The sequence below is a fragment of the Allopseudospirillum japonicum genome, assembly GCF_900108915.1.
GTDB classification, from domain to species: Bacteria; Pseudomonadota; Gammaproteobacteria; order Pseudomonadales; family Halomonadaceae; genus Pseudospirillum; species Pseudospirillum japonicum.
In genome coordinates this window covers 72,461-93,166 of the sequence record NZ_FNYH01000007.1, presented here as the reverse complement: position 1 = coordinate 93,166, position 20,706 = coordinate 72,461, and the positions used below count along the sequence as shown (strand labels likewise).

Annotated in this window: 18 protein-coding genes and 1 tRNA gene; 9 read left to right on the top strand and 10 right to left on the bottom strand. The window is 47.9% G+C overall.

Translation table 11 applies throughout. The features are described 5' to 3' along the window. Positions 1–89: 89 nt before the first annotated feature. From BMX05_RS07895 to BMX05_RS07880, 4 genes are read right to left on the bottom strand one after another with little or no spacing between them, the layout of a single operon-like run. Positions 90–1,511, bottom strand: coding sequence for an undecaprenyl-phosphate glucose phosphotransferase (locus BMX05_RS07895; protein ID WP_245710577.1), 1,422 nt, complete (start codon positions 1,509–1,511; stop codon positions 90–92). Positions 1,512–1,528: 17 nt separating this feature from the next. Continuing rightward, on the bottom strand, positions 1,529–2,995 hold the full coding sequence (locus BMX05_RS07890) for a TolC family outer membrane protein (protein WP_177166840.1): 1,467 nt from the start codon (positions 2,993–2,995) through the stop codon (positions 1,529–1,531). Positions 2,996–3,036: 41 nt separating this feature from the next. Beyond that, complete coding sequence (locus tag BMX05_RS07885; protein WP_177166839.1) at positions 3,037–4,419, bottom strand: HlyD family type I secretion periplasmic adaptor subunit; 1,383 nt, start codon at positions 4,417–4,419, stop codon at positions 3,037–3,039. Continuing rightward, the gene (locus BMX05_RS07880; RefSeq protein ID WP_093309785.1) at positions 4,416–6,152 is read right to left on the bottom strand and encodes a type I secretion system permease/ATPase; all 1,737 of its coding nucleotides are present in this window, start codon (positions 6,150–6,152) and stop codon (positions 4,416–4,418) included. The genes BMX05_RS07885 and BMX05_RS07880 overlap by 4 nt, the downstream gene beginning before the upstream one ends. Positions 6,153–6,478: 326 nt before the next feature. Between BMX05_RS07880 and BMX05_RS07875 the strand changes: the two genes are divergently transcribed. Next, positions 6,479–6,718 carry a DUF6447 family protein gene (locus BMX05_RS07875; protein WP_093309780.1) on the top strand — a complete coding sequence of 80 codons (240 nt, stop codon included), beginning with the start codon at positions 6,479–6,481 and terminating at the stop codon, positions 6,716–6,718. 75 nt (positions 6,719–6,793) lie between these two features. After that, positions 6,794–7,315 (top strand): hypothetical protein, encoded by a 522-nt coding sequence (locus BMX05_RS07870; protein WP_093309776.1) that lies wholly within the window; start codon positions 6,794–6,796, stop codon positions 7,313–7,315. A 26-nt stretch (positions 7,316–7,341) separates the two neighbouring features. Here BMX05_RS07870 and BMX05_RS07865 read toward each other — a convergent pair whose 3' ends face one another. The 5 genes from BMX05_RS07865 to BMX05_RS07845 form a co-directional block, all read right to left on the bottom strand. Continuing rightward, positions 7,342–9,174, bottom strand: coding sequence for an HD domain-containing phosphohydrolase (locus BMX05_RS07865; RefSeq protein ID WP_093309772.1), 1,833 nt, complete (start codon positions 9,172–9,174; stop codon positions 7,342–7,344). Positions 9,175–9,452: 278 nt separating this feature from the next. Further along, on the bottom strand, positions 9,453–10,457 hold the full coding sequence (locus tag BMX05_RS07860) for a DUF4340 domain-containing protein (RefSeq protein WP_177166838.1): 1,005 nt from the start codon (positions 10,455–10,457) through the stop codon (positions 9,453–9,455). 28 nt (positions 10,458–10,485) lie between these two features. Further along, positions 10,486–12,258, bottom strand: coding sequence for a GldG family protein (locus tag BMX05_RS07855; protein WP_093309762.1), 1,773 nt, complete (start codon positions 12,256–12,258; stop codon positions 10,486–10,488). Positions 12,259–12,372: 114 nt separating this feature from the next. Continuing rightward, positions 12,373–12,951, bottom strand: a complete 579-nt coding sequence (locus tag BMX05_RS07850; protein WP_093309757.1) for an ABC transporter permease — start codon at positions 12,949–12,951, stop codon at positions 12,373–12,375. Then, positions 12,914–13,687, bottom strand: coding sequence for an ABC transporter ATP-binding protein (locus BMX05_RS07845; protein ID WP_093309752.1), 774 nt, complete (start codon positions 13,685–13,687; stop codon positions 12,914–12,916). The genes BMX05_RS07850 and BMX05_RS07845 overlap by 38 nt, the downstream gene beginning before the upstream one ends. A gap of 14 nt (positions 13,688–13,701) precedes the next feature. Between BMX05_RS07845 and BMX05_RS12490 the strand changes: the two genes are divergently transcribed. Together BMX05_RS12490 and BMX05_RS07840 are read left to right on the top strand one after the other, a co-directional pair. Next, entirely contained in the window at positions 13,702–13,839 is a 138-nt protein-coding gene (locus tag BMX05_RS12490) for a hypothetical protein (protein ID WP_177166837.1), read from the top strand. 3 nt (positions 13,840–13,842) lie between these two features. After that, positions 13,843–14,811 (top strand): AEC family transporter, encoded by a 969-nt coding sequence (locus BMX05_RS07840; RefSeq protein WP_093309748.1) that lies wholly within the window; start codon positions 13,843–13,845, stop codon positions 14,809–14,811. Positions 14,812–14,935: 124 nt separating this feature from the next. Here the strand turns inward: BMX05_RS07840 and BMX05_RS07835 are convergent. Further along, positions 14,936–15,022 (bottom strand) — tRNA-Leu (locus tag BMX05_RS07835). A 117-nt stretch (positions 15,023–15,139) separates the two neighbouring features. On the opposite strand from BMX05_RS07835, the gene queA reads away from it, so the two are divergent. From queA to secF, 5 genes are all read left to right on the top strand, one after another. Continuing rightward, positions 15,140–16,177: a tRNA preQ1(34) S-adenosylmethionine ribosyltransferase-isomerase QueA gene (queA, locus tag BMX05_RS07830; RefSeq protein WP_093309746.1), complete on the top strand. Its 1,038-nt coding sequence runs from the start codon at positions 15,140–15,142 to the stop codon at positions 16,175–16,177. A gap of 29 nt (positions 16,178–16,206) precedes the next feature. Then, positions 16,207–17,319: a tRNA guanosine(34) transglycosylase Tgt gene (gene tgt, locus BMX05_RS07825; RefSeq protein ID WP_395855199.1), complete on the top strand. Its 1,113-nt coding sequence runs from the start codon at positions 16,207–16,209 to the stop codon at positions 17,317–17,319. Positions 17,320–17,347: 28 nt separating this feature from the next. Further along, complete coding sequence (gene yajC, locus BMX05_RS07820) at positions 17,348–17,695, top strand: preprotein translocase subunit YajC (RefSeq protein WP_093309740.1); 348 nt, start codon at positions 17,348–17,350, stop codon at positions 17,693–17,695. A 98-nt stretch (positions 17,696–17,793) separates the two neighbouring features. Then, positions 17,794–19,650: a protein translocase subunit SecD gene (gene secD, locus BMX05_RS07815; RefSeq protein WP_093309736.1), complete on the top strand. Its 1,857-nt coding sequence runs from the start codon at positions 17,794–17,796 to the stop codon at positions 19,648–19,650. 81 nt (positions 19,651–19,731) lie between these two features. Next, positions 19,732–20,655 carry a protein translocase subunit SecF gene (gene secF, locus BMX05_RS07810; protein WP_093309732.1) on the top strand — a complete coding sequence of 308 codons (924 nt, stop codon included), beginning with the start codon at positions 19,732–19,734 and terminating at the stop codon, positions 20,653–20,655. The last annotated feature ends 51 nt before the right edge of the window (positions 20,656–20,706 follow it).

Genomic DNA, 20,706 nt, shown 5'->3' with positions numbered 1-20,706 from the left:
CTTGCAAAAATCGCTTGCCAAAATCAGTACGGATGCCAGTGAGTGACCAAAAGACGCACTGGTTTGTGTCCACACCAAAACAAAGCCCGTTAAGGGGCGCGGTTATAAAAGCCTTTCACCAAGGTCAGGGCGATAATTTTTAAATCGAACCCCAGTGACCAATGATCAATATAAAAAAGGTCGTATTCGATCCGTTGTTGCATTTGTTGCAGATCTTGGGTTTCCCCGCGTAAGCCATTGACTTGCGCCCAACCGGTAATGCCGGGTTTGATGCGGTGGCGCTGCATATAGGCTTCGATTAAATCCTTGTAATACTCGTTATGTTCCAGTGCGTGGGGACGCGGCCCGACAATCGACATGCGCCCTTGCAGGACATTAAAAAACTGCGGCAGCTCATCCAAGCTCGTCCGCCGCAGTAGCGCCCCGAGGCGGGTGATTCTGGGGTCCCCTTGATAGGCTTGGGTCAACTGGCCTTGGGCTTCTTGATGCAGGCGCATGGTACGAAATTTATAGATTTTAAAATCACGGCCATCTAATCCGGTGCGGTATTGCTTAAATAAAATCGGGCCTTGGCTGGTGAGTTTGATGGCACAGGCAATACACAGCATCACCGGGAGGCTGATCAGAAAAAACACTAAACCTAAACAGCGATCTTCGAGGGCTTTGATCCAGCGCGCCGCGCCATCCAGGGGGCTGCGGTTGAGATCCAGGGTATAAATCCCCGCCACTTGGGAAACGCTATGGTTGAGTAAGCGCACATCGGAAAGATCCGGAATATAGCGAATATCCACCAAAACATGCGCCAGTTGATCCAGCAGTTGGCGCACTTGTGCCCCATAGCTTAGGGGCAGGGCAATCCAGATTTCGCGACAACCGGCTTGCAGGGCTTGTTGGATTTGCGTCTGCAAGCGGGTGCTTTCTGTGGGCGCATCTAGCGGTGTCTCTGTGGATGTTTCTGTGGATGGAAAAATCACTTGCGCGCCAAGGCAAAAGCCGGCATCGGGTTGGGCCTGCAGACGGGTGTGCAGTGTATCAATGGCTGCCGGGGTGCCGATCACAAGCACGGGTTTCAGGTTCCAGCCTTGGGCGCGTACTAGGCGCAAAAGTTTATACACCAGGATACGGCTGCTGACCGCGAAGACAAGTCCCAAGGCGCACCAGATTAAGGCCCAAGCACGCGGCAGGGCGTGCATTTCTTGGATCAAAAAGGCGCTGGCCACCAAAAGCGCAAGGGTCAGTAACCAAGCAAGCATGACTTGACCGACCAGGCTGGTCAGGCTGCGACCACGCCATGAGCGATATAAACCACATAAGCCGCCGACCCAGACCAGGAGCACACTGGCACCTAGGCTGATCAAGGCATGCTTGCTGAACTCGGTGGCAGGGGCTAACCAAGTGAAGGATTCTGCTAGCCACCAAGCCAGCCAAGCGGCGGCTAAGCTGAGGGCCAGATCCAGCAGGCGGGTGCTATGGGCGAGCCAATCCAAAGGGCCGGTTTCTGTGATCTTCACCAATCAGACCTCACACCTTAGGTTCGGCTGGACTCCGCAGGCGGGGTTTGGCCTGCAAAAATCAAATCCACCAGTTGCAAATCCTTGCCTTGTAAGTTGCCAACCGCGGCTTGCAATTGTAGGCGGTTGAGTAGATAGCGGTGCAGACCTTCCACATGCTGGATTTGGATATCAATCAGGCGCGCGCGCGCATCGAGGACATCCACAAGATCACGCAGACCGAGGCGGTTCCCTTGTTCGGCGGCTTCTAAATAGGCTTGGCTGGAACGGAGAGATTGCTGCAGGGCGTGCAGGCGTTTGACATCCCCTTGTACACCCGCGACATGCTTACGAATCGCTTGCTCGGCATTGTTGAGTTCTTGGCGATGGCGGGCTTGCTCACTGGTGAGGCGGTGGCGCGCTTGTTGGCTACTGGCTTGGGTGTGGCCACCTTGATATAAAGGCAGGCTGAGTTCCACCGAGGCCACCGCATCTGTGCGTTCGCGCAATTCATCGTCGGCACTGCGGTCCGTCCAACTTAAGCGGAGGTTGACCTCAGGCCAATATTGGCTTTGTTGCACTTTGACTTCACGTTCGGCGGCACGAATATAGGTATTGGCCAAGCGCACATTCAGGTTGTGCGGGGCTTGTTCAAGCCAGTGATTGGCATCCGGTAAGGCTTGGGGTAAGGGGTATTGGCTGCCATCAGGAATGGGTAAATCCGGTAGGCTTTGTTCGCGGCCGGTGAGGCGTTGCAAATCGGCGCGCGCTAAGGTCAGATCATTATCCGCTTGCACTTGCTCGGCGCGGGCTAAATCTAAACGCGATTGGGCTTCCAGCTTGTTGATTCTATCGCCGACGCCCAATTCAAACGCACGGGTCGCTTGTTGATATTGCAGGGTCAAGGCTTCGACTTTTTGCGTCATCAGGCGGACTTTTTGCTGTGCCAACAAAGCCGCGAGCCAGATTTCAGCACTTTTCAGCGCCAGGGTTTGCTCGGCCAGCGCCAGTTTATAATCCGCAGCGGAGGCGATGTATTCGGCCTTTTGGTACCTTTGCCAACGCTCCATGCTAAACAAGGGTTGGGTGAGACTCACCTGCACATAGTGGCTAGCGATTTGCCCACTGGAACGTTCCATTTTGGCATCATAATACCCACTGTCTGGGTCCGTATAAATATTGTCGGAATCTTCATACGAGTACCCTGTGTTGACACGCACATCCGGCAGTAAAGCGGCACGGGCTTTGGGACGCTCGGCGATTTCTGCCGCTTGGTTGGCGCGCGCAACTTCAATTTCTGCATCATAGGCGCTGGCTTCTCGGTAGATCTGCGTGAGCGTGGGCGCAGGTGTTAACACCAAAGCCTGGGCGCTGGGGCGATTTATCGACGAGTTAACAGGCGCACCCTGGCCGGTTTGTGCCCAACTGGGGCTGGCAAGGCTGGCAATCAAGGCGATCACAAGAGGCCGCAAGGCGGCCGCTGGGGTCTTGGGTGTGGCAAACATGGGGCAAGCTTCCTGTGGCATAGACTGGGGCTTTCTTTCCGTTATTCTTCTTTAAGCGCGCGCGCAAAGGTGTCTTCTAGCGGTTTGGCTAGATAGCGCACCAGGGTGCGTTCGCCTGTGTTGAGCATGACTTCCGCCGGCATCCCAGAAAGCAGTTGCATATTTTCGTTCATATCTTTGCGGCCTTGCTCAGTCACGCGCACGCGCACCTGGTAATAGGGCATCCCAGTGGCTTGATCCACTAAGCGATCGGCAGAAACATGAATCACTTCCCCTTCGATCACCTTGGTCAGGCGTTGGTTAAAGGCGCTAAAGCGAATGTTGGCTTCTTGTCCCAGATACACACTGTCGATATCTGCCGGATTGACGCGGGTTTCAATCACAAAATCATCATTGCGCGGCACGATACTTAAAATGGGCCGCCCAGGGGCAATCACGCCACCCAGGGTGTGAATTTCCATACCGACAATCGCCCCACTGACCGGGGCACGGATTTCTGTACGGGCCACCGTATCTTCTAGGGCGCGGAGTCTTTCTTGGTAATCGGCAACCTGGGTTTGAACTTCGCGCAGGCGTTCGGCGACTTCTTGTTGGAAGGCTTGCTTACGCACGATCACTTGGAGTTCGCTTTCACTGGCTTGGATACGCAAGCGGGCGATTTCGGATTCTCGGCTGGCGATTTCCCCTTGGTATTGCAAGATGGCGCGTTCTAGCTCACGGATTCTTTGGTTGTCCCCGAGACCTTCGCGGTACAGGGTACGGAAGTCGTCGGCTTCGGCTGTCAGGGAGGCAATGCGTTGCTGATTGGTACGGATGGCGCTTTGCAGGCCACGGATTTGCTCGTCAATTTGGCCGACCCGTTTTTGCATGGCGTCCAGCTCGTTATTGAGGGAGGCGCGCCGTACTTGGAAAAGTTGCCTTTGGACAGCCAGCACTTCTTTGATGGCTTGGTGATCTTGTTCTAGATCTAGCAATTCCTGCGGGAAGGTCAGCTCGCTTTCGGTTTGTTCGGCAATCAAACGTGCCTCACGCGCGCGCGCAATCCGGTATTGGGAACGGGCAATATCCAGTTGCGCCAGCGGTTGGGTGTTATCCAAACGAACCAATAAATCCCCTTGGTTGACATGATCGCCATCTTTCACCAAGAGATCTGCCACTATGCCGCCCTCTAAATGCTGGACGGTTTTTTTGTAGGATTCGGCGGAGACAATCCCAGGGGCCACAATCGCGCTGGAGAGTTTAGCTAAAGCGGCCCAAGCACCAAATAAACCAAAGCCCAATAACAGCACCATCATCCCTAAGCGCCGGTATTTTTTATCATCCAGCGGCAGGGGAATTTGGGTGTCTAGCAGGGGAGTCTGCTCAGTAGCGGGGGGACGCACCCCAGGGGTTTTGGTGCGTTCTGATTCGATCAGTTCGCTCATGCTTGGGAACCTCTTTGCGGGGCAGTTTGACCAACGGCTTTGGCGGCTTGATTGGGTAGGGCAGTAAATTGCGCCATCACTTGATCGCGTGGCCCAAACATGTGCACTTGCCCTTCCCGAAGGACCAGAATTTTATCGACGCCACGGAGAATACTGGGGCGGTGGCTGATCACAAAGACGGTGGCTTTTTCTTGCTTGAGTTGGCTAAGCGCGTGGATTAACGCCGCTTCCCCTTGATCATCCAGGTTAGAATTGGGCTCATCCAACACCAAAAAGCGTGGGTGTCCATAGAGGGCGCGTGCTAAACCAATCCGTTGACGTTGACCACCGGATAAAGCACCACTGGTGGCCCCGATGGGGGTATCGTAGCCCTGCGGGAGGCGCAAAATCATCTCATGCACGCCGGCTTTGCGCGCAGCAATCACCACTTGTTCTGGATCAAGCTCACCAAAGCGGGCGATGTTTTCGCTAATGGTGCCATCAAAAAGTTCGATATCTTGCGGCAAGTAGCCTACATGGGGGCCTAGCTCGTCTCGGTTCCATTGGCTGATGTCTGCCCCATCTAAACGGACTTTGCCCGCTTGCGCCGGCCAGATCCCTAAAAGAACGCGCGCTAAGGTGGATTTGCCCGCCGCACTGGGGCCGATCACGCCGACACTTTCCCCTTGATCGACCGCAAAACTAATCCCCCGCAACACCGGGCTTTGCCCTCCCGGCGGTACCGCTATCACACTTTCGGCAGTCACCTTGCCTTCCGGATCCGGAAGGGACATCCCGCGGGTTTCTGCTGGAATCTCCTCGAGTAATTCCTCTAAACGCTCATAGGCTCCCCGCGCACTGATAAAGCCTTTCCAACTGCCAATCATCATATCAATCGGCGCTAGGGCGCGGCCCATAATAATGGAGCCGGCAATCATCATCCCAGGGCTCATCAGGTTTTCTAACACCAGATAGGCCCCTAATCCCAAAATTAAGGATTGAAACAGGGTACGCAAGGTTTTGGAGGCATTGGCCAAGACGCCGGCGCGGTCGCTGGCAAGGGATTGCTTGGCGAGAAATTCTTGGTGTTTATTTTTCCAACGGCCACGAATATTAGGTAACATGCCCATCGCGTGGAGTACTTCGGCATTACGTAGGTTACTAGTAGCTAGGCTGCTGGCTTGAATATGCTCACTATTGGCTGCCGCCAGAAGTTTGTTAGTCGATTTTTCGTTAGTGATCGCCAAGATCATTAAAATCACCCCAGCACCTGTGGCAAACCAGCCGTAGAGGGGATGCATTAAAAAAAGTACCGCTAAGTAAATAGGTACCCAAGGCGCATCAAAAAATGCAAACAATCCATTACCGGTCAAAAACTGACGTAGACTCGTTAAATCATTAAGCGGCTGGGCGGATTGTGGACCTGGGCGGCGGACACTTCGGGTAAACATCGCAGTATATAAGCGTTCACTTAAATGCATATCGAGGCGGTTACCCACGCGAATCAGCACCCGCGAGCGTACGAATTCGAGTAGGCCCATAATCGTAAAGAGGAAAACAACGATCAGCGTCAGCATCAGCAAGGTTTCTTCGCTGTGGCTCGACAGCACCCGATCATAGACTTGCATCATATAAATCGGTGGTACCAGCATCAGGAAGTTAATAAAAAGGCTGAAAAAGCCGACCGTCACAAAGGAATTACGGCACGCTTGCAGTGCGAGGCGCAAATCCGAGGGTCGCTTGGTCTGTTTCATAGAAAGTCCAATATCTCGACAGCAACAAATAAATAAGTCATCACCCTTTAAGTACAAACTCAGGCATCAAAACACTTAAGCGACTTACAGGCACGTTTTAAAGCACTTAAAGGAAATGGCGCTTATGATACCAAAAACAACCCCTAGGGATAGGAAAAAGGCGTACCACTTATGATACATTGCAACAAAACATCGGCTTTGCTGAGGTACAAATCAACCTCTAAAAGGGCAGGGCTTTGCTTTACCATCTGCGCTTGTTAAACTGGCCGGCTTGAAACTTTCTTATCACTTTTTTCTTCAACCCCTTTGCTTTCCTAGGAGCCGATATGAGCCAAGAAAACGCAGCTAGTCAAAAAATTAATATTGACGGACAAGAATATGCTGTCAGTGATTTAAACGAGAAAGCACGCAATCTGATTGTGAATTTACGCGTAGCTGAGCAAGAGCTTGCTCGCTTACAGCAGCAAACTGCTTTAGTGCAAACCGCGCGTATGGCCTATGCCAATGCTCTAAAAGCAGAATTACCACCATCACCTACCGCTACTGAAGATAAATTCAGCTTCTAAGCTTTCGCTATGTATCAAGGTGTTAAAGCCTTGATACATCAGTCTTATCATCTATTTAAGGGATTTTATTCATTTATGGCTGCTGACTTTTGGTGCGCAACCCATATCAGCTTTCGCTTTGACCCTCAACAAGACCGCCTCGTGTGGATTCTACATACCCAAGCGCGACAAAGACGTGACTTTTACATCACCAGGCGTTTACTTGCGCATTTATTTAGCAAAATTCCCACATGGTTACAAGCGCAACACCCTATGGCAGATCGTATGTTAAGTACCCATCAACAAACGCTGGCTTGGCATGAATTAACACAGGCAGAACGCCAATTGCAACCAAGTCAAGATACACCACTACCTGAGGTAACAGAACACTTGCTTTTGGAGGAAATCAGCCTACGTACGCAAGCTGATGCGCGTATTGGTGTTTACTTACGTACTACGGATGAAACACATTTTAGCTGCGCGCTAATTATCACCCGTGAACATTTACTCCATATTTTAACCCTAAGCTATCGCTACAGCTGCCAAGCTGCTTGGGCACTCACAGACCCTTTTGCACAAACACGTCAAGCAGCTCAACAAAACCCCCAAGTGCATTAACCCACAGGCACATAACCCCATAAGCGTTAAAGGTTTGGCGCGAGCATTTGGTTAGACAAGTTATAACGGCTAGGCTCTTCTGGCCCAACCAGTTTACCCAAGTCCTGATTTTGATTGAGATCAATTTCTTCGCCTGGTAGGGGCTGTAATTGCTTCAGATCATAAACTAAACGTACGCGACTTGGTTTCGCCTGCTCGTTTAGCTCAGTCACAAAAGCAAGCTGACCATTTTCAAAGCGCACCAAAGAACCGACAGGGAATAATCCCAAAACACGAATCAACTGCTGTACCCAAAACGCATCAAATTGTTCAGGCTCACGATAAAGCTTCTTCATTGCAGCTGCAGGCACAGCGGCATTACGATAACAACGCTCATTGGTCAAAGCATCATACACATCAGCTACGGCAGCTAGGCGACCAAAAGTTGATATTTGCTCTTTGGTTAAACCTTCTGGGCGTCCACTACCATCCAAACGTTCACAGTTTTCCGTTGCAATACGCAAGGCAATATCCGGAATATCACGCTGACGGCTCAATAATTCACGTGTAATTAACGAGTGTTTGCCCATCACACGCGCTTCGCTTGGTGTCAGTGGCCCTGGCTTATTAATGACGTGTTCTGGAATTAAACCCTTGCCTATATCATGACATAAACCCGCCAATAATAAGTGACGCAAATCTTCATCATTGGCACCACGAGAACGCGCCAAATCTGCCATTAACACGGCAACACTCACACTATGTTCGAACAGATATTCTTGAGGCTGACGAATACGTGTTAATAGAAGCAAATATTGACGATCTTGATGCAAGGCATTTAACAACTGATCCACAGCATCACGGGTGGAACTCATGGGGAGTGGCTGTTTTAAACGCAACCTCGCTACCAAAGATTTCACTGCAGCGCGTGCATTGGCATACGCCTGGCGGACTTGCTGTTCTCTTTGCTGGCGGTTGACTTCAGCTTGACGTGCTTTCATTTCCTCAACACTGGAGCGAATAGACTCAGGTAAGTCACGTTTACGCTCGCTGGTGGCTTCCTCTGCTTCTGCAGGTTTAGGAATAAACAAAGGCGATGCTGAAGTAACCACCCCTTTTGTCGAACTAAAACGTGCGTTATCACGCTGGATTTCCGCCACACAAAAGGAAATACGACGCTCGTCCATAGCGCTTAACAAAATAAATTGGCACCCGCAAACTGTCATATCTCGCTTATCATTGTAAGCCACATGCCGCAGCTCGACACCGAACTCAATCGTTTGTCCGTTCGGATAAGTCATAATACATTGATCAAAGATTTGTCCCGCTTGCAAGATATCACTTTGATCTGTATTAAACTCGATTTGGCAACCTTGCGCAGAAAGGTCTCTTAACAAACCAAGATGTCGTTTTAACGGCTCGGAGAAGGTTCCTAAATCGACTTTCACTTCGACCGCACGCCGAATCGTGGCACGAAAAAAACGCCGTCTTTGTAAATAATCTAGCTGCTCGGGAAAGGCCACCTTATAAATGGCGCTACCGTCTTTCATGCCACGCGCAATGGCACGCATTTCACTGGAAGTAATCCGGCAACCTTGATAAAAGCTCTCAAAGAAAAAAGGCGTACCACGACTCATTAATTTGCCACCCCATTCGGGCATGACTTCATCAAAAATCACGATACGTTCTTTATAATCTGCTTTCACCACGTAAGTACCATAGACCCCTTCGACCGCATTAAAACGGATTTTTAAAGGGATATTACTATCCGACAACCGGTGCAATAAGCGATAAATGCTTTCCGGTGTGGTTAATAACTGGCCTTTTGGCTGTTCATCCAGTGCTTCTGTATCAGTGGATGTCTCGGAGGAGGTTTGCATGGAAATTGACTACGTCCGATCTAGGTCCACGGAGGTGAAATTCACATCCTTCCCAAGGGTTGAGGTTTAAAGCATTTACTTTAAACCCGCTAATCTGGCTCGCATCATAGCATAGTGCATGTCTAAGTGTGATGAGTCTTTACTGATTAATCTGCTAGATCACTGAGGCTTAGCAAGGTTTTGGCTCACCAAGATCTCAGAGGTAAAATACCAGCGTAAAGCTAATATACACAAAAACTCACTTATTTAAACAAAAGTTTGCAATGAATCCACTCTGTTTAGGCTTCAGGCGGCCATTGTGGATGCTGTAACTTATCCCATGTCTGCAAAAGTTGTTCAAAAGCATAAGGATTAATTAGGAAGTAGCCTGCTTGCCAAGCTTGATTGAGTGTGTGCGCTTTTGCCCCCGCAACGGGCTCAGTTTCCGGTAAGGTGCTCGCTTGTAGATGAATCCAGCCTCCTTGGTAAACTTTGACATCTAAAATTAATCCATCCCAAGTAATAAAGCGTATACGCATGATACTCGTCTGTTGAGGCGCTTGCCGCGCAACATCTTCTAACTGTAATTGACTCAGGCTCATAGCTAAGCCTTCCAACAAGGCGGTATCTAATTTGGTTTCCTTTTTAGGTAACAAAACCTGCAAAGGTGCGCCGTCTTCTGGTCGTTGCAAATGTAAATGTGGTTGGGTTTGCTCCCCACGGAAGTATAAAATTTGATGTACATTCGCCGCAGGAATATCCACCAAATGCGGCTCTAACCAAGCAGCAACTCGGGTTGGTACCTCAAATACTTGATCAAGCAGATACACCTCCTTTCCCGCAGTGAAACGCGCATATTGACCTTGCGCACTGGGATAACCTAGCAATACATCCAAAACTGGCCCTTGACGCGAAAAAACCTGTATTTGTACTGGTAAATCTTGTGCAGGCATGGCGACCCCGAAATGGGCATATTCATTCGTATCCTGAGTTTTGATATCAAGAATGCGTGCCTGACTTAACTGATGCAATAAGCGATCTGCATCATCAGCTTGGGCGAGATAACCTGCTCTTTGTTGCAAACGCCACTGTGGATTAGGGGCCTGTAAATCTCGGTATAAACTAATTACTTCTGTCGTCTGGATGTGAATCCGTTCTATTTGCTCAGGAATCAACGGATGAAGCAAGGTCTTTTCAGCACTCACTACCTGTGGTGGTTGACGTTGTAAGGCAAAAATTCCTGCCCCTATGAGAGCGATAAACACACCAACTTGCCAAATAGGAAAACTTAAGACCTTGTTCATCACCACCCTCATAAAAATGCGACTGTGCTTAGCAGTTTGCTTGGTGCTGTTTTTGCGACGCTATACGCAAAGATACCAGTAATCGTGTGCGCTTGCGTTGACGTATATGCCACGCAAACCCTGCACATAGCAAGGTAAATCCTAGCGGAAAGATAACAATATTTAATCCTTTCAGTAAATATTCTAGTGCCCGCACTTGCTGCGCTAGTTGTTGGCGCACTTGGACTAGTGCTTGTTGCATTTGTTGTTTTTGCAGCAAGAGGGCTTCCAATTGTGCGACTTGATCTTGATCCAGTCTTTGATTGGCTTCCAGCAAAGGCGCTAATTGCTGCTCTAATTCTGCTAAGGTTTGCGCTAGCACAGTTTCTTGTGCACGAAACTCAATGTCCGCTTGACGCTGCAAAGCCTGGACGCGTGTAAAAGGCCGTTCAATATTTAAAGGCGTACGCAAAGCCGTTAATTCTGGTGCTCCCAAATAAACATCAACCAGATTCAATATCCAAGACACATTATCGGCCCAAGCTTGAATATAAGGTTTCGCTAAAACTTGGGTTTCTTGGCCCCAAAAACGCAAATCCCACAAATCCGTATCCGCAATCAAGGCAAAACGTTCACCTTGGGCACTTTGAATATCTGCAGCCAAAATAAAACTAGCATCACCTAGCGGCGTTTGTGCAAACAAGGTTGCGGCATCCGTCGACCAAAGCGCTTTGGCTTGTTGCACACTTTGGCCCGAAGTCCACACAAGAGGTTGTACTTGCAACTCATGTGTCTGACTAAACTCAAGTGCCCCAGCACTAGCAAAAACAAGATGCTGCAAGTTTTGACTGCTTGGGTGATCCTTAGCAAAATAATCGCTTGTTAAACGCAAAATACTAGGGTTGGTTTCGATATGCCCTTGGTCATTTTGCACCTGCACCCCAAGATTTAAATCCGCAGTCCAAGTCTCTTGCGACCACTGAATCCCCCAAGATGCAAGCCAATCTGTGACTGAACTGATACTTGGGTACGTGTGACTTTCAGGGAGAGGGTCAACAAAAATTAATGCAGGTACTTGCGCTAACATTGCAGCTTTAATCTGCGCAAGTGTCTTAGCGTTAAGATGTTGCGGGGCCAATACCAGCAATAAATCAAAATCTTGTGCTTGCCATGCTGTGCTATTGCCCAAATAAGTCACCTGATATTGCTGATTTAACGCTTGCCACAATGGCCAAGCCGGTCGCGTGCGCGCCTTCTCAAAATCGAAGCTTCCTTGTAAAGGCAATAAAGTTAACACCCCCAAACGCGCCTTTTGTGGGTGAATTAATTGCTCTAAGTGTTGGCTGATTTGATACTCTAACAAGTGTGCCTGATCGGGATAAAAAAAAGGCACGACTTGCTGCTTTTTTTGCGGACTTTGCATCACCAAACCCAAGTATAAATCTTTTGCCAAAGCCCCCGTCGGGACAGCACTTAACCCTAGTGCTTGCGCTTGCGCGGCTTGTCTCGAAAATGCCTGTACGTCAATTAAATTAAAATGGATTTTTTCTGAGTACGCCGCATAGTGCTGTAAAAAATAACGTACATTATTTGCATAAGCTGCAAATTTAGGATGGGCTCTTGCAAGCGATTCAGAATAATAAAAATCAAAATGAATCTCTTCTGTGACCCGATCAAGCAAATTTTGACTTGCATGACTTAATGTATACATCTTGTTTTCGGTAAAATCCCAAGTATATTGGGCAAGGTATTTTTGATTGATTGACAATAGACTAATATAAGCTACCAAAAGGGCGATGACTTTTATTATTAACTTAAACATAAGCTATCCCCTAGCCTTAAAATCCTTGATGCTTCTGATATGTCAAAAACAGCTGATTCATCAGCAACCAAAAGCTAATACTAATTATAAAAAATACAATATCAGCCAAAGCCACTAGACCCAAGGTAAAATAAAATCTAATAGATGCTCCAAACTTAATAAACTAATCAGCAAACCTGTTATCAAGGCCAGTAGCCAAGCATTAATTTGATGTCGTGCCAATAAAGATAAAGCTTGCGCCATACTTAAATAAATACCTGCAAGCAGCCAGCTTCCCAAATAGCTACTAAAAATCACTTGATGATCTGGCTCCCCTAAATAAGCTAAACTTATCCACATCGGGCAACTAAAAATCAAAGTTAAACCAATTAGAGACCAAGCGGCCAGAAATTTACCTAAGATCAATTCATGATTTTTTAAATTTAGGCTTAAAATTAATTTGAGGCTTTGGCTAGCTTTTTCTTCCGCCCAAAGACGCATACCTAAAGCAGGCACCAGAATCGTATATAACCAAGGATGCAAATTAAAAAATGGCAGTAAATCAGCTTGTTGACGCTGATAAAAGTCTAGCCCATAAAAACTAATCCCTGTGCTTAAGGCGAGAAAAGCCCCCATAAAAATATAAGCTAAAGGTGAATAAAAATAGAGCGCAAGCTCACGTAGATAAACCGCATAGATTCCCTGATGACGCATAAGTATTCCAAAGTTTTTGTTGGGTAAAAGTGAGAAATGCAGTCTCCAATTGTGTTTGCTTTGTTATTTTTAATAACTGCTCTGGCGGTGCATCAAAGCGCAAGTACCCCTGTTCTAAAATCAATAAACGAGTACAAAAATGAGCTACTTCCTGCACCTGATGTGTACTCAGGATCAAGGTAGTTCCTGGAGAAATCTGCTGCAAAAACTGGTAAAAGTTATCTTTTTGTTGCGGATCTAGACCGTCAGTCGGTTCATCCAATAATAAAAGCTTTGGTTGATGTAAGCAGGCTTGTGCCAAACCAACTCTTTGTTGGTAACCTTTAGATAAATGCCGAATTGGGCGTGTCAGAACTTGCTCTAATGCAAAAATTTGTATAACGCTGGCTAAACGTTGGCTTTGTTCTGATTTTGATAATACTCGTGCGCGCGCGACAAAAAGTAAAAACTCCAACACAGGCATTTCCACACCTGCCAGACTGCTTTCTGGTACATACCCTAAATAAGCTTGCGCTTTTGGAAAATTTTGCCCACACACTTGCACCTGCCCTTGATCGGGAGTGAACACCCCCGCCAACAAATGCAAGCTGGTCGATTTACCTGCACCATTTGCCCCTACCAGAGCAATCCGCTCGCCTGCATCTGCTTCTAGGTTAAAATCATATATTCCAGTTCCAGAAGCAAAGGCTTTACATAAACCCTGTGCCTTGACTACCATAAACGCCCATTCATTCATCCAAGGAAATGCTTGTGTCTGACGATTCTACACCTTCACGCACACCGAGTGAACGTCCTTCTCGACAACCTGAAAATAAACAAAAGCGCAATTTAGTTTTTATCGCAGTTTTAATTGCGGCACTCGTTTATGCTTTTGCTGGGTTGTCATAATTTATGCAGACTTGGCTCAGTACCTTTGAAACCACTTTAGCTGTCACAGGACCTGTTTTTTTATTAGTTTTTTTAGGCGCGCTTTTATATCGAGCGGCTTGGATTAATGATGTCTTTGTACAAACAGGTTCTCAGCTAGTGTTTCGCCTTACCTTACCTTTACTTATTTTTATTAGTATTCTCAAGGCACCTTTAACTGATCTTTTCGATATTAAGCTACTCGCTTATGTATTAGTAGCAAGCTTACTGAGTTATGCTTTTCTTGTTTGGATTGCGCGACACTGGATTACTCAGAATGCAGATAAAGGCGCTTTTATTCAAGGTGGGTTTCGTGGCAACTTAGGGATTGTAGGGGTTGCTTTAGCATTAAATCAGTATGGCGCTACCGCTTTAGGACAGGCTTCTTTATTACTGGCTTGGTTAATTCTTGTATATAATTTTTTGTCAGTGATTGCTTTAAATTTATATTCACCTCAGCAAGTCAATCGGGCCAAGGGCCAGCAATATCTATTGATGTGTTTAGATATGATTAAAAACCCTTTGATTCTTGCCGTGGCTGCAGGTGCTGCTGTGCGCATATTCAATATCAGTGTGCCCGATACCTTAATGAAGACAGGGCAAACCCTAGGCAATCTCACCTTACCTATGGCACTTTTATGCATTGGCGCCAGCCTCAACCTCAAAGCCTTGCGTGAAGATCCCCGATTAGCGTTAATGGCCAGTGGCATTAAATTGATTTTAATTCCCGTGGTTTTTACGCTAGGTGCTTGGTTATTAGGCTATCAAGGACAAACGTTAGGTATACTTTTTCTATTTTTTGCGAGCCCAACTGCCGCAGCCAGTTATGTAATGGCACGCGCGATGGGGGCCAATGCAGCACTAGCGGCTAACATCATTGCGATGACGACCTTAGGTTCCATTGTTACCTTGACACTTGGGGTTTTTATTGGACAAAGCTTGCAGGTATTTTGATACAGGTGCAGATACAGAAATGAATTATGGGTTACCTTGGGTAGCCCTTAGATTCAGACTTATCGAATCGAGGGGACTATAAAGAATAGAGTGGGTTTACGAGGAACAACAAAAGATGATTCTATGGTGCCGGAGGCCGGACTCGAACCGGCACACTGTCGCCAGCGGTGGATTTTGAATCCACTGCGTCTACCAATTTCGCCACTCCGGCAAGAGGGGGTCATCAGGAAGTGATGCGTATTATAAGGCGTTTTCTGCCCTAGTCAATGACTTTTCGCATTTTTTCTATTAAGATGCTTTTTCTTCAAAGCTAGGTACTTCTGATCCCATGCAATTAAGTGATTTCTCTTTCGACTTACCCGAACATTTGATCGCCCGCTACCCTTGTCCAGAACGCACAGGGTCACGCCTACTAGTGCTCAAGGGCTCAGAATTACAAGATCAGCAATTTCCTGATTTGCTGCAACATGTGCGCGCGGGCGATTTAATGGTGTTCAATGACACTCGTGTAATTCCGGCACGCTTATTCGGCCATAAAGATACGGGCGGAAAAATCGAAATCCTCATTGAACGTTTACAGGGTACTCAGCAAGCACTAGCGCACATTCGCGCCAGCAAAGCACCCAAAGCAGGTACTCAATTGCACCTTGCCCAAGGGGTCTGTTTGCAATGCTTAGGACGTGAAGGTGATTTATTTCAATTGGAAGTAGTTGGTGATACACCATTACTCGATATTCTGTATGCACAAGGCCATATGCCCTTGCCACCTTATATTGATCGTGAAGATGAACGGCTTGATAAAGAACGTTATCAGACCGTTTATGGGCGTCATGCAGGTGCGGTTGCTGCCCCTACAGCCGGTTTACATTTTGACCAAGCCTTACTAGATGCCCTTACAGCAAAGGGGGTAGAAGTTGCCTTTGTGACTTTGCATGTCGGTGCAGGCACTTTCCAGCCTGTGCGCGTCCACGACATCCAAACCCACCAAATGCATAAAGAGTGGATTTGTGTCAGTGAAGCGGTTGTCGCACAAGTCAAGGCGACTAAAGCCCGCGGTGGGCGTGTGATTGCCGTAGGCACGACCAGTGTGCGTTGCTTAGAAACTGCCAGCGCCGGTGGTACCCTGCAAGCATATCAAGGGGATACACAAATCTTTATTTATCCAGGCTACCAATGGCAGCTTGTGGATTTGCTGGTCACTAATTTTCACCTTCCCGAGTCCACCTTGCTGATGCTGGTGGCCAGTTTTGCTGGGCATCAACACACTTTGGCAGCTTATCAACATGCAGTAGCCCATCAATACCGCTTTTTTAGTTATGGCGATGCCATGCTAGTTTATCCTGCGTCTCAGTCACCCCAAGCTTAACCAAGAGGTCATCCATGTCATCTTCTTTTATGCGTTTTGAGTGTTTGACCACAGAAGGCAAAGCAAGACGCGGGCGCCTGCACTTTCCGCGTGGTGTGGTGGAAACCCCCGCTTTTATGCCTGTGGGTACTTATGGCACGGTGAAAGGGGTTTTACCTCGTGATCTACACGAGCTAGGCGCTGATATTATTTTGGGCAATACCTTTCACCTGATGTTGCGCCCGGGGACAGAAGTCATTCAAGCGCATGGGGATTTGCATGATTTTATGCAGTGGGATAAACCCATTCTCACTGATTCGGGTGGTTTCCAAGTGTTTTCCCTTGGCGCCATGCGTAAAATCACCGAGCAAGGGGTTACCTTTCGTTCGCCAATTAACGGCGCCAAAGTCTTTATGGGGCCAGAAGAGTCAATGCAAGTCCAAAGAGCACTGGGCTCTGATATTGTGATGATTTTTGATGAATGCACGCCTTATCCAGCGACCTATGAACAAGCTCGCACCTCAATGGAGCTTTCCCTACGTTGGGCCGCTCGTTCTAAGCAAGCACATGCAGATAACCCCTCAGCCCTATTTGGCATTATTCAAGGCGGCATGTATGAAGATCTTCGGTATCGTTCTTTGGAAGGCTTGCTCAATATTGGCTTTGATGGTTTAGCCATTGGCGGCTTGTCTGTTGGTGAACCTAAAACCGAAATGCTCAAAGTTCTAGACTATTTACCTGCAGCTATGCCCGCCGACAAACCCCGTTATTTAATGGGTGTTGGCAAGCCAGAAGATTTGGTTGAAGGGGTGCGCCGTGGTGTGGATATGTTTGATTGTGTTATGCCAACCCGTAACGCACGCAATGGCCATTATTTTGTCACCGATGGGGTGATTAAAATCCGCAATGCCCGTTATAAAACCGAGACCGCACCTTTAGATGAACATTGCGACTGTTACACCTGTCAGAACTTCTCGCGTGCTTATTTACATCACCTAGATAAATGCGGCGAGATGTTAGGCGCCACCTTGGCCAGTATCCACAACTTACGTTATTACCAACGTCTGATGGCAGGTTTGCGCGCGGCCCTAGAAGCGGGTACATTGAGCGCCTTTATCGAAGATTTTTATGCACGTCGTGGCTTAGCTGTGCCCGAATGTTAATTTTATCCTTTTGTGTGGAGAGACCTCTATGAGCTTTACCTTAATTTCCCCTGCATTTGCTGAAGGCGCTGCGGTGGCTGCGCAACAACCTAACCCTATGTACCAGATTTTGATGCTGGTCGGGTTTGTAATTATCTTTTATTTCTTCTTAATGCGCCCCCAGCAAAAGCGTGCCAAAGAGCATAAACAGCTGGTCTCTTCTTTAAGTAAAGGCGATGAAGTCTCTATTGCCGGTGGTGTTGTTGGTCGTATCACCAAGGTAACCGATGAATTTATTAGTCTAGAAGTTGCTGAAAACGTCGAAATCAACGTGCAAAAGCAAGCTGTGACCGCTGGTTTGCCTAAGGGAACTCTCAAAGCGATCAAAGGTGCTTAAGCTTTCATATCTCAGCTAGCCCAGCTAATACGCTGGGCTAGCGCCTTCTTCCCTTCTGATTTTTCGCATCCCTCTTATGTAGGAAAAAGGAGCACACGATGCTCAATCAATACCCTCTATGGAAATACCTGCTGATTGCACTGCTGGTATTGGCGGGCTTTGTCTACTCATTACCGAACCTATTCCAAGAAGATCCCGCCTTACAAATCAGCGGGTCAAGAGGCTCGGTACAGGTTGAGCAAACCCAACTAAACCAAGCCATCCAAGCGTTAGAAAATGCAGGCATTACGCCTTTGGCCAGCGAATTAAGCCAAAATGCTGGCCTGATTCGTTTTAACACCAGTGAAGATCAACTGAATGCGAAACCGCTTGTGCAAGCAGCACTAGGAGATACTTATGTCGTCGCGCTTAATCTCGCCGAAAGTACCCCAGACTGGTTAAGCGCCTTGGGTGCCCAACCAATGAAGCTCGGTTTGGATTTACGCGGTGGGGTACACTTTTTGCTTGAAGTGGATATGCAAGCGGCAGTGAAACAACGCATGGAAGTGTATAGCAGTGAAATCAAAACCTTATTACGCAAGGAAGGCTTGCGCTACCGAGGCTTACAAGTTGAGCAAGGCCAGTTGCAAGTGCGGTTACGCAATCAAGAAGATCTAGAAGCCGCCGCCGCTTTAATGCGTCGTGAATACAACGAATTTACCGTCAGCACAGAAGCCCAAGCGACCGATTTTCGCTTAATGGCCATCCTCAATGAAACCTCAGTACGCGCCTTAGAAGATTATGCCGTGGAGCAAAACCTCACTACCTTGCGTAATCGTGTCAATGAGTTAGGTGTTTCTGAACCTTTAGTACAACGCCAAGGCCGTAACCGTATCGTGGTTGAATTACCTGGCATCCAAGATACAGCGGCAGCTAAACGGATTCTCGGCGCGACGGCCAATCTTGAATTCCGCCTAGAAGCCAAAACGTCCGCCGCCAGCACAGAAACCGAAGTCTTTCGCTTTCGTGATAACCCGCAGCGGAACGCCACTTTGGAACGGGATCTGATTATTACCGGCAATAGTGTTTCGAATGCCAGCGTGGGTTTTGACGAACAGAACAACCCACAGGTCAATATTCGTTTAGATGCACAAGGCGGTAAGCTGATGCTCGATGCCACCCGTACCAGTATTGGCCGGCGTATGGCGGTGCTGTTTATTGAGCATAAAACCCGCACCCGTGTCATTACCAATGCACGTGGTGAAAAAATCGAAGAACGGATTCCTTACGTAGAAAAAGGCATTATCTCCCTAGCGACCATTCAAAGTGCTCTAGGTAACAGCTTCCGGATTACTGGCCTTGATTCCACGCGTGAAGCCTCTGAGCTTTCTTTATTGTTACGTGCAGGTTCCTTAGCCGCGCCGATTTACTTTGTTGAAGAACGCACGATAGGCCCGAGCTTAGGACAACAAAACATCGACCAAGGGGTGACCTCTATCCAATTAGGCATGTTCCTTGTGCTGGTCTTTATGCTGGTGTGGTATAAGCGCTTTGGCCTTTATGCCAATCTTGCCTTGGCTGCCAATATTTTATTATTAACCGCAGCCATGTCGATTCTGGGTGCAACCCTGACTTTACCTGGGATTGCTGGGATCGTGCTGACTTTAGGGATGGCGGTGGACGCTAACGTGTTAATTTTTGCACGCATCAAAGAAGAGCTTGCCAATGGAGCCACCCCCCATGCGGCTATCCATGGCGGCTACGAGCGTGCTTTCACCACAATCTTAGATGCTAACCTCACGACCTTGCTGGTCGCAGTGATCTTATTTGCCATGGGCACAGGGCCGGTAAAAGGTTTTGCGGTAACTTTATCCATTGGCATTATCACCTCCATGTTTACTGCGATTGTCGTCACACGCGCCTTAGTCAACTTAACCTATGGACGCCAACGTCAATTAGAGTCTTTATCTCTCTAAGGCTGCCTTTGTGCAGGGCTTTGCTAGGCCCTGCCTGAGCAAATTTTTGGCACCTTGGACACCTTACACAGGCAGGTTTTTATGTCGCATTTATTAAAAACGCATCTTGATTTTATGGGTAAGCGCACCTTAGCGCTGATCGCCTCGGCTGTCCTGTTAGTGATTTCGATTGGTTCTTTGGCCATTCAAGGGATGCAATTTGGCCTAGATTTTACCGGCGGAACCTTGGTAGAACTACGCTATGAAAGCGCTCCCGAGCTGGCGCAAATCCGCGAACAGCTCGAGCAAGCCGGTTATGCCGATGTCACTGTGCAAAACTTTGGCACCGCCACGGATATTCTGGTGCGTTTGCAACAAGGCTTTTCACCCGATGTTGGCGATGAAGTCCGCAGTTTGTTACAAGCACAGCAAGCCTATCCCATTGAGTTGGTGCGTTCGGCTTTTGTCGGTTCTCAAGTTGGTGAGGAGCTACGCGAACAAGGCGGTTTAGGTATGTTGCTGGCACTTGGCGTAGTCATGCTATACGTTGCCTTCCGCTTCCAATATAAGTTTGCAGTAGGCGCAGTTCTGGCTTTGATTCATGATGTCTTGATTTTGTTAGGGATTTTCTCACTCTTTCAGCTCGAATTTGACCTGACAGTGCTTGCAGCTGTACTGGCGGTAATCGGCTACTCGCTCAATGATACCATTGTGGTGTACGACCGTATTCGTGAGAACTTCCGGATGCTACGGATTGAAGATGCCGCAGAAATTGCCAACCTTTCTTTAAATCAAACCTTATCTCGTACACTTGTCACCTCCTTAACCACCTTACTGGTACTATTAGCCCTCTTTTTTGTCGGTGGTGATTTAATCCATAACTTTGCGCTCGCGCTGATTATTGGCATTAGCGTAGGTACTTATTCCTCTGTATATATTGCAGGTTCGGCCTTACTGGCTTTAAAACTCACACGCCAAGATTTAATTGTCCCTATTCAAGGGGAAGTGGAAGACGACCGCCCTTAAAACCCCAGCAAAAGCTGCCGCCAAACCTCAATTTGGCGGCCATTTTGACAT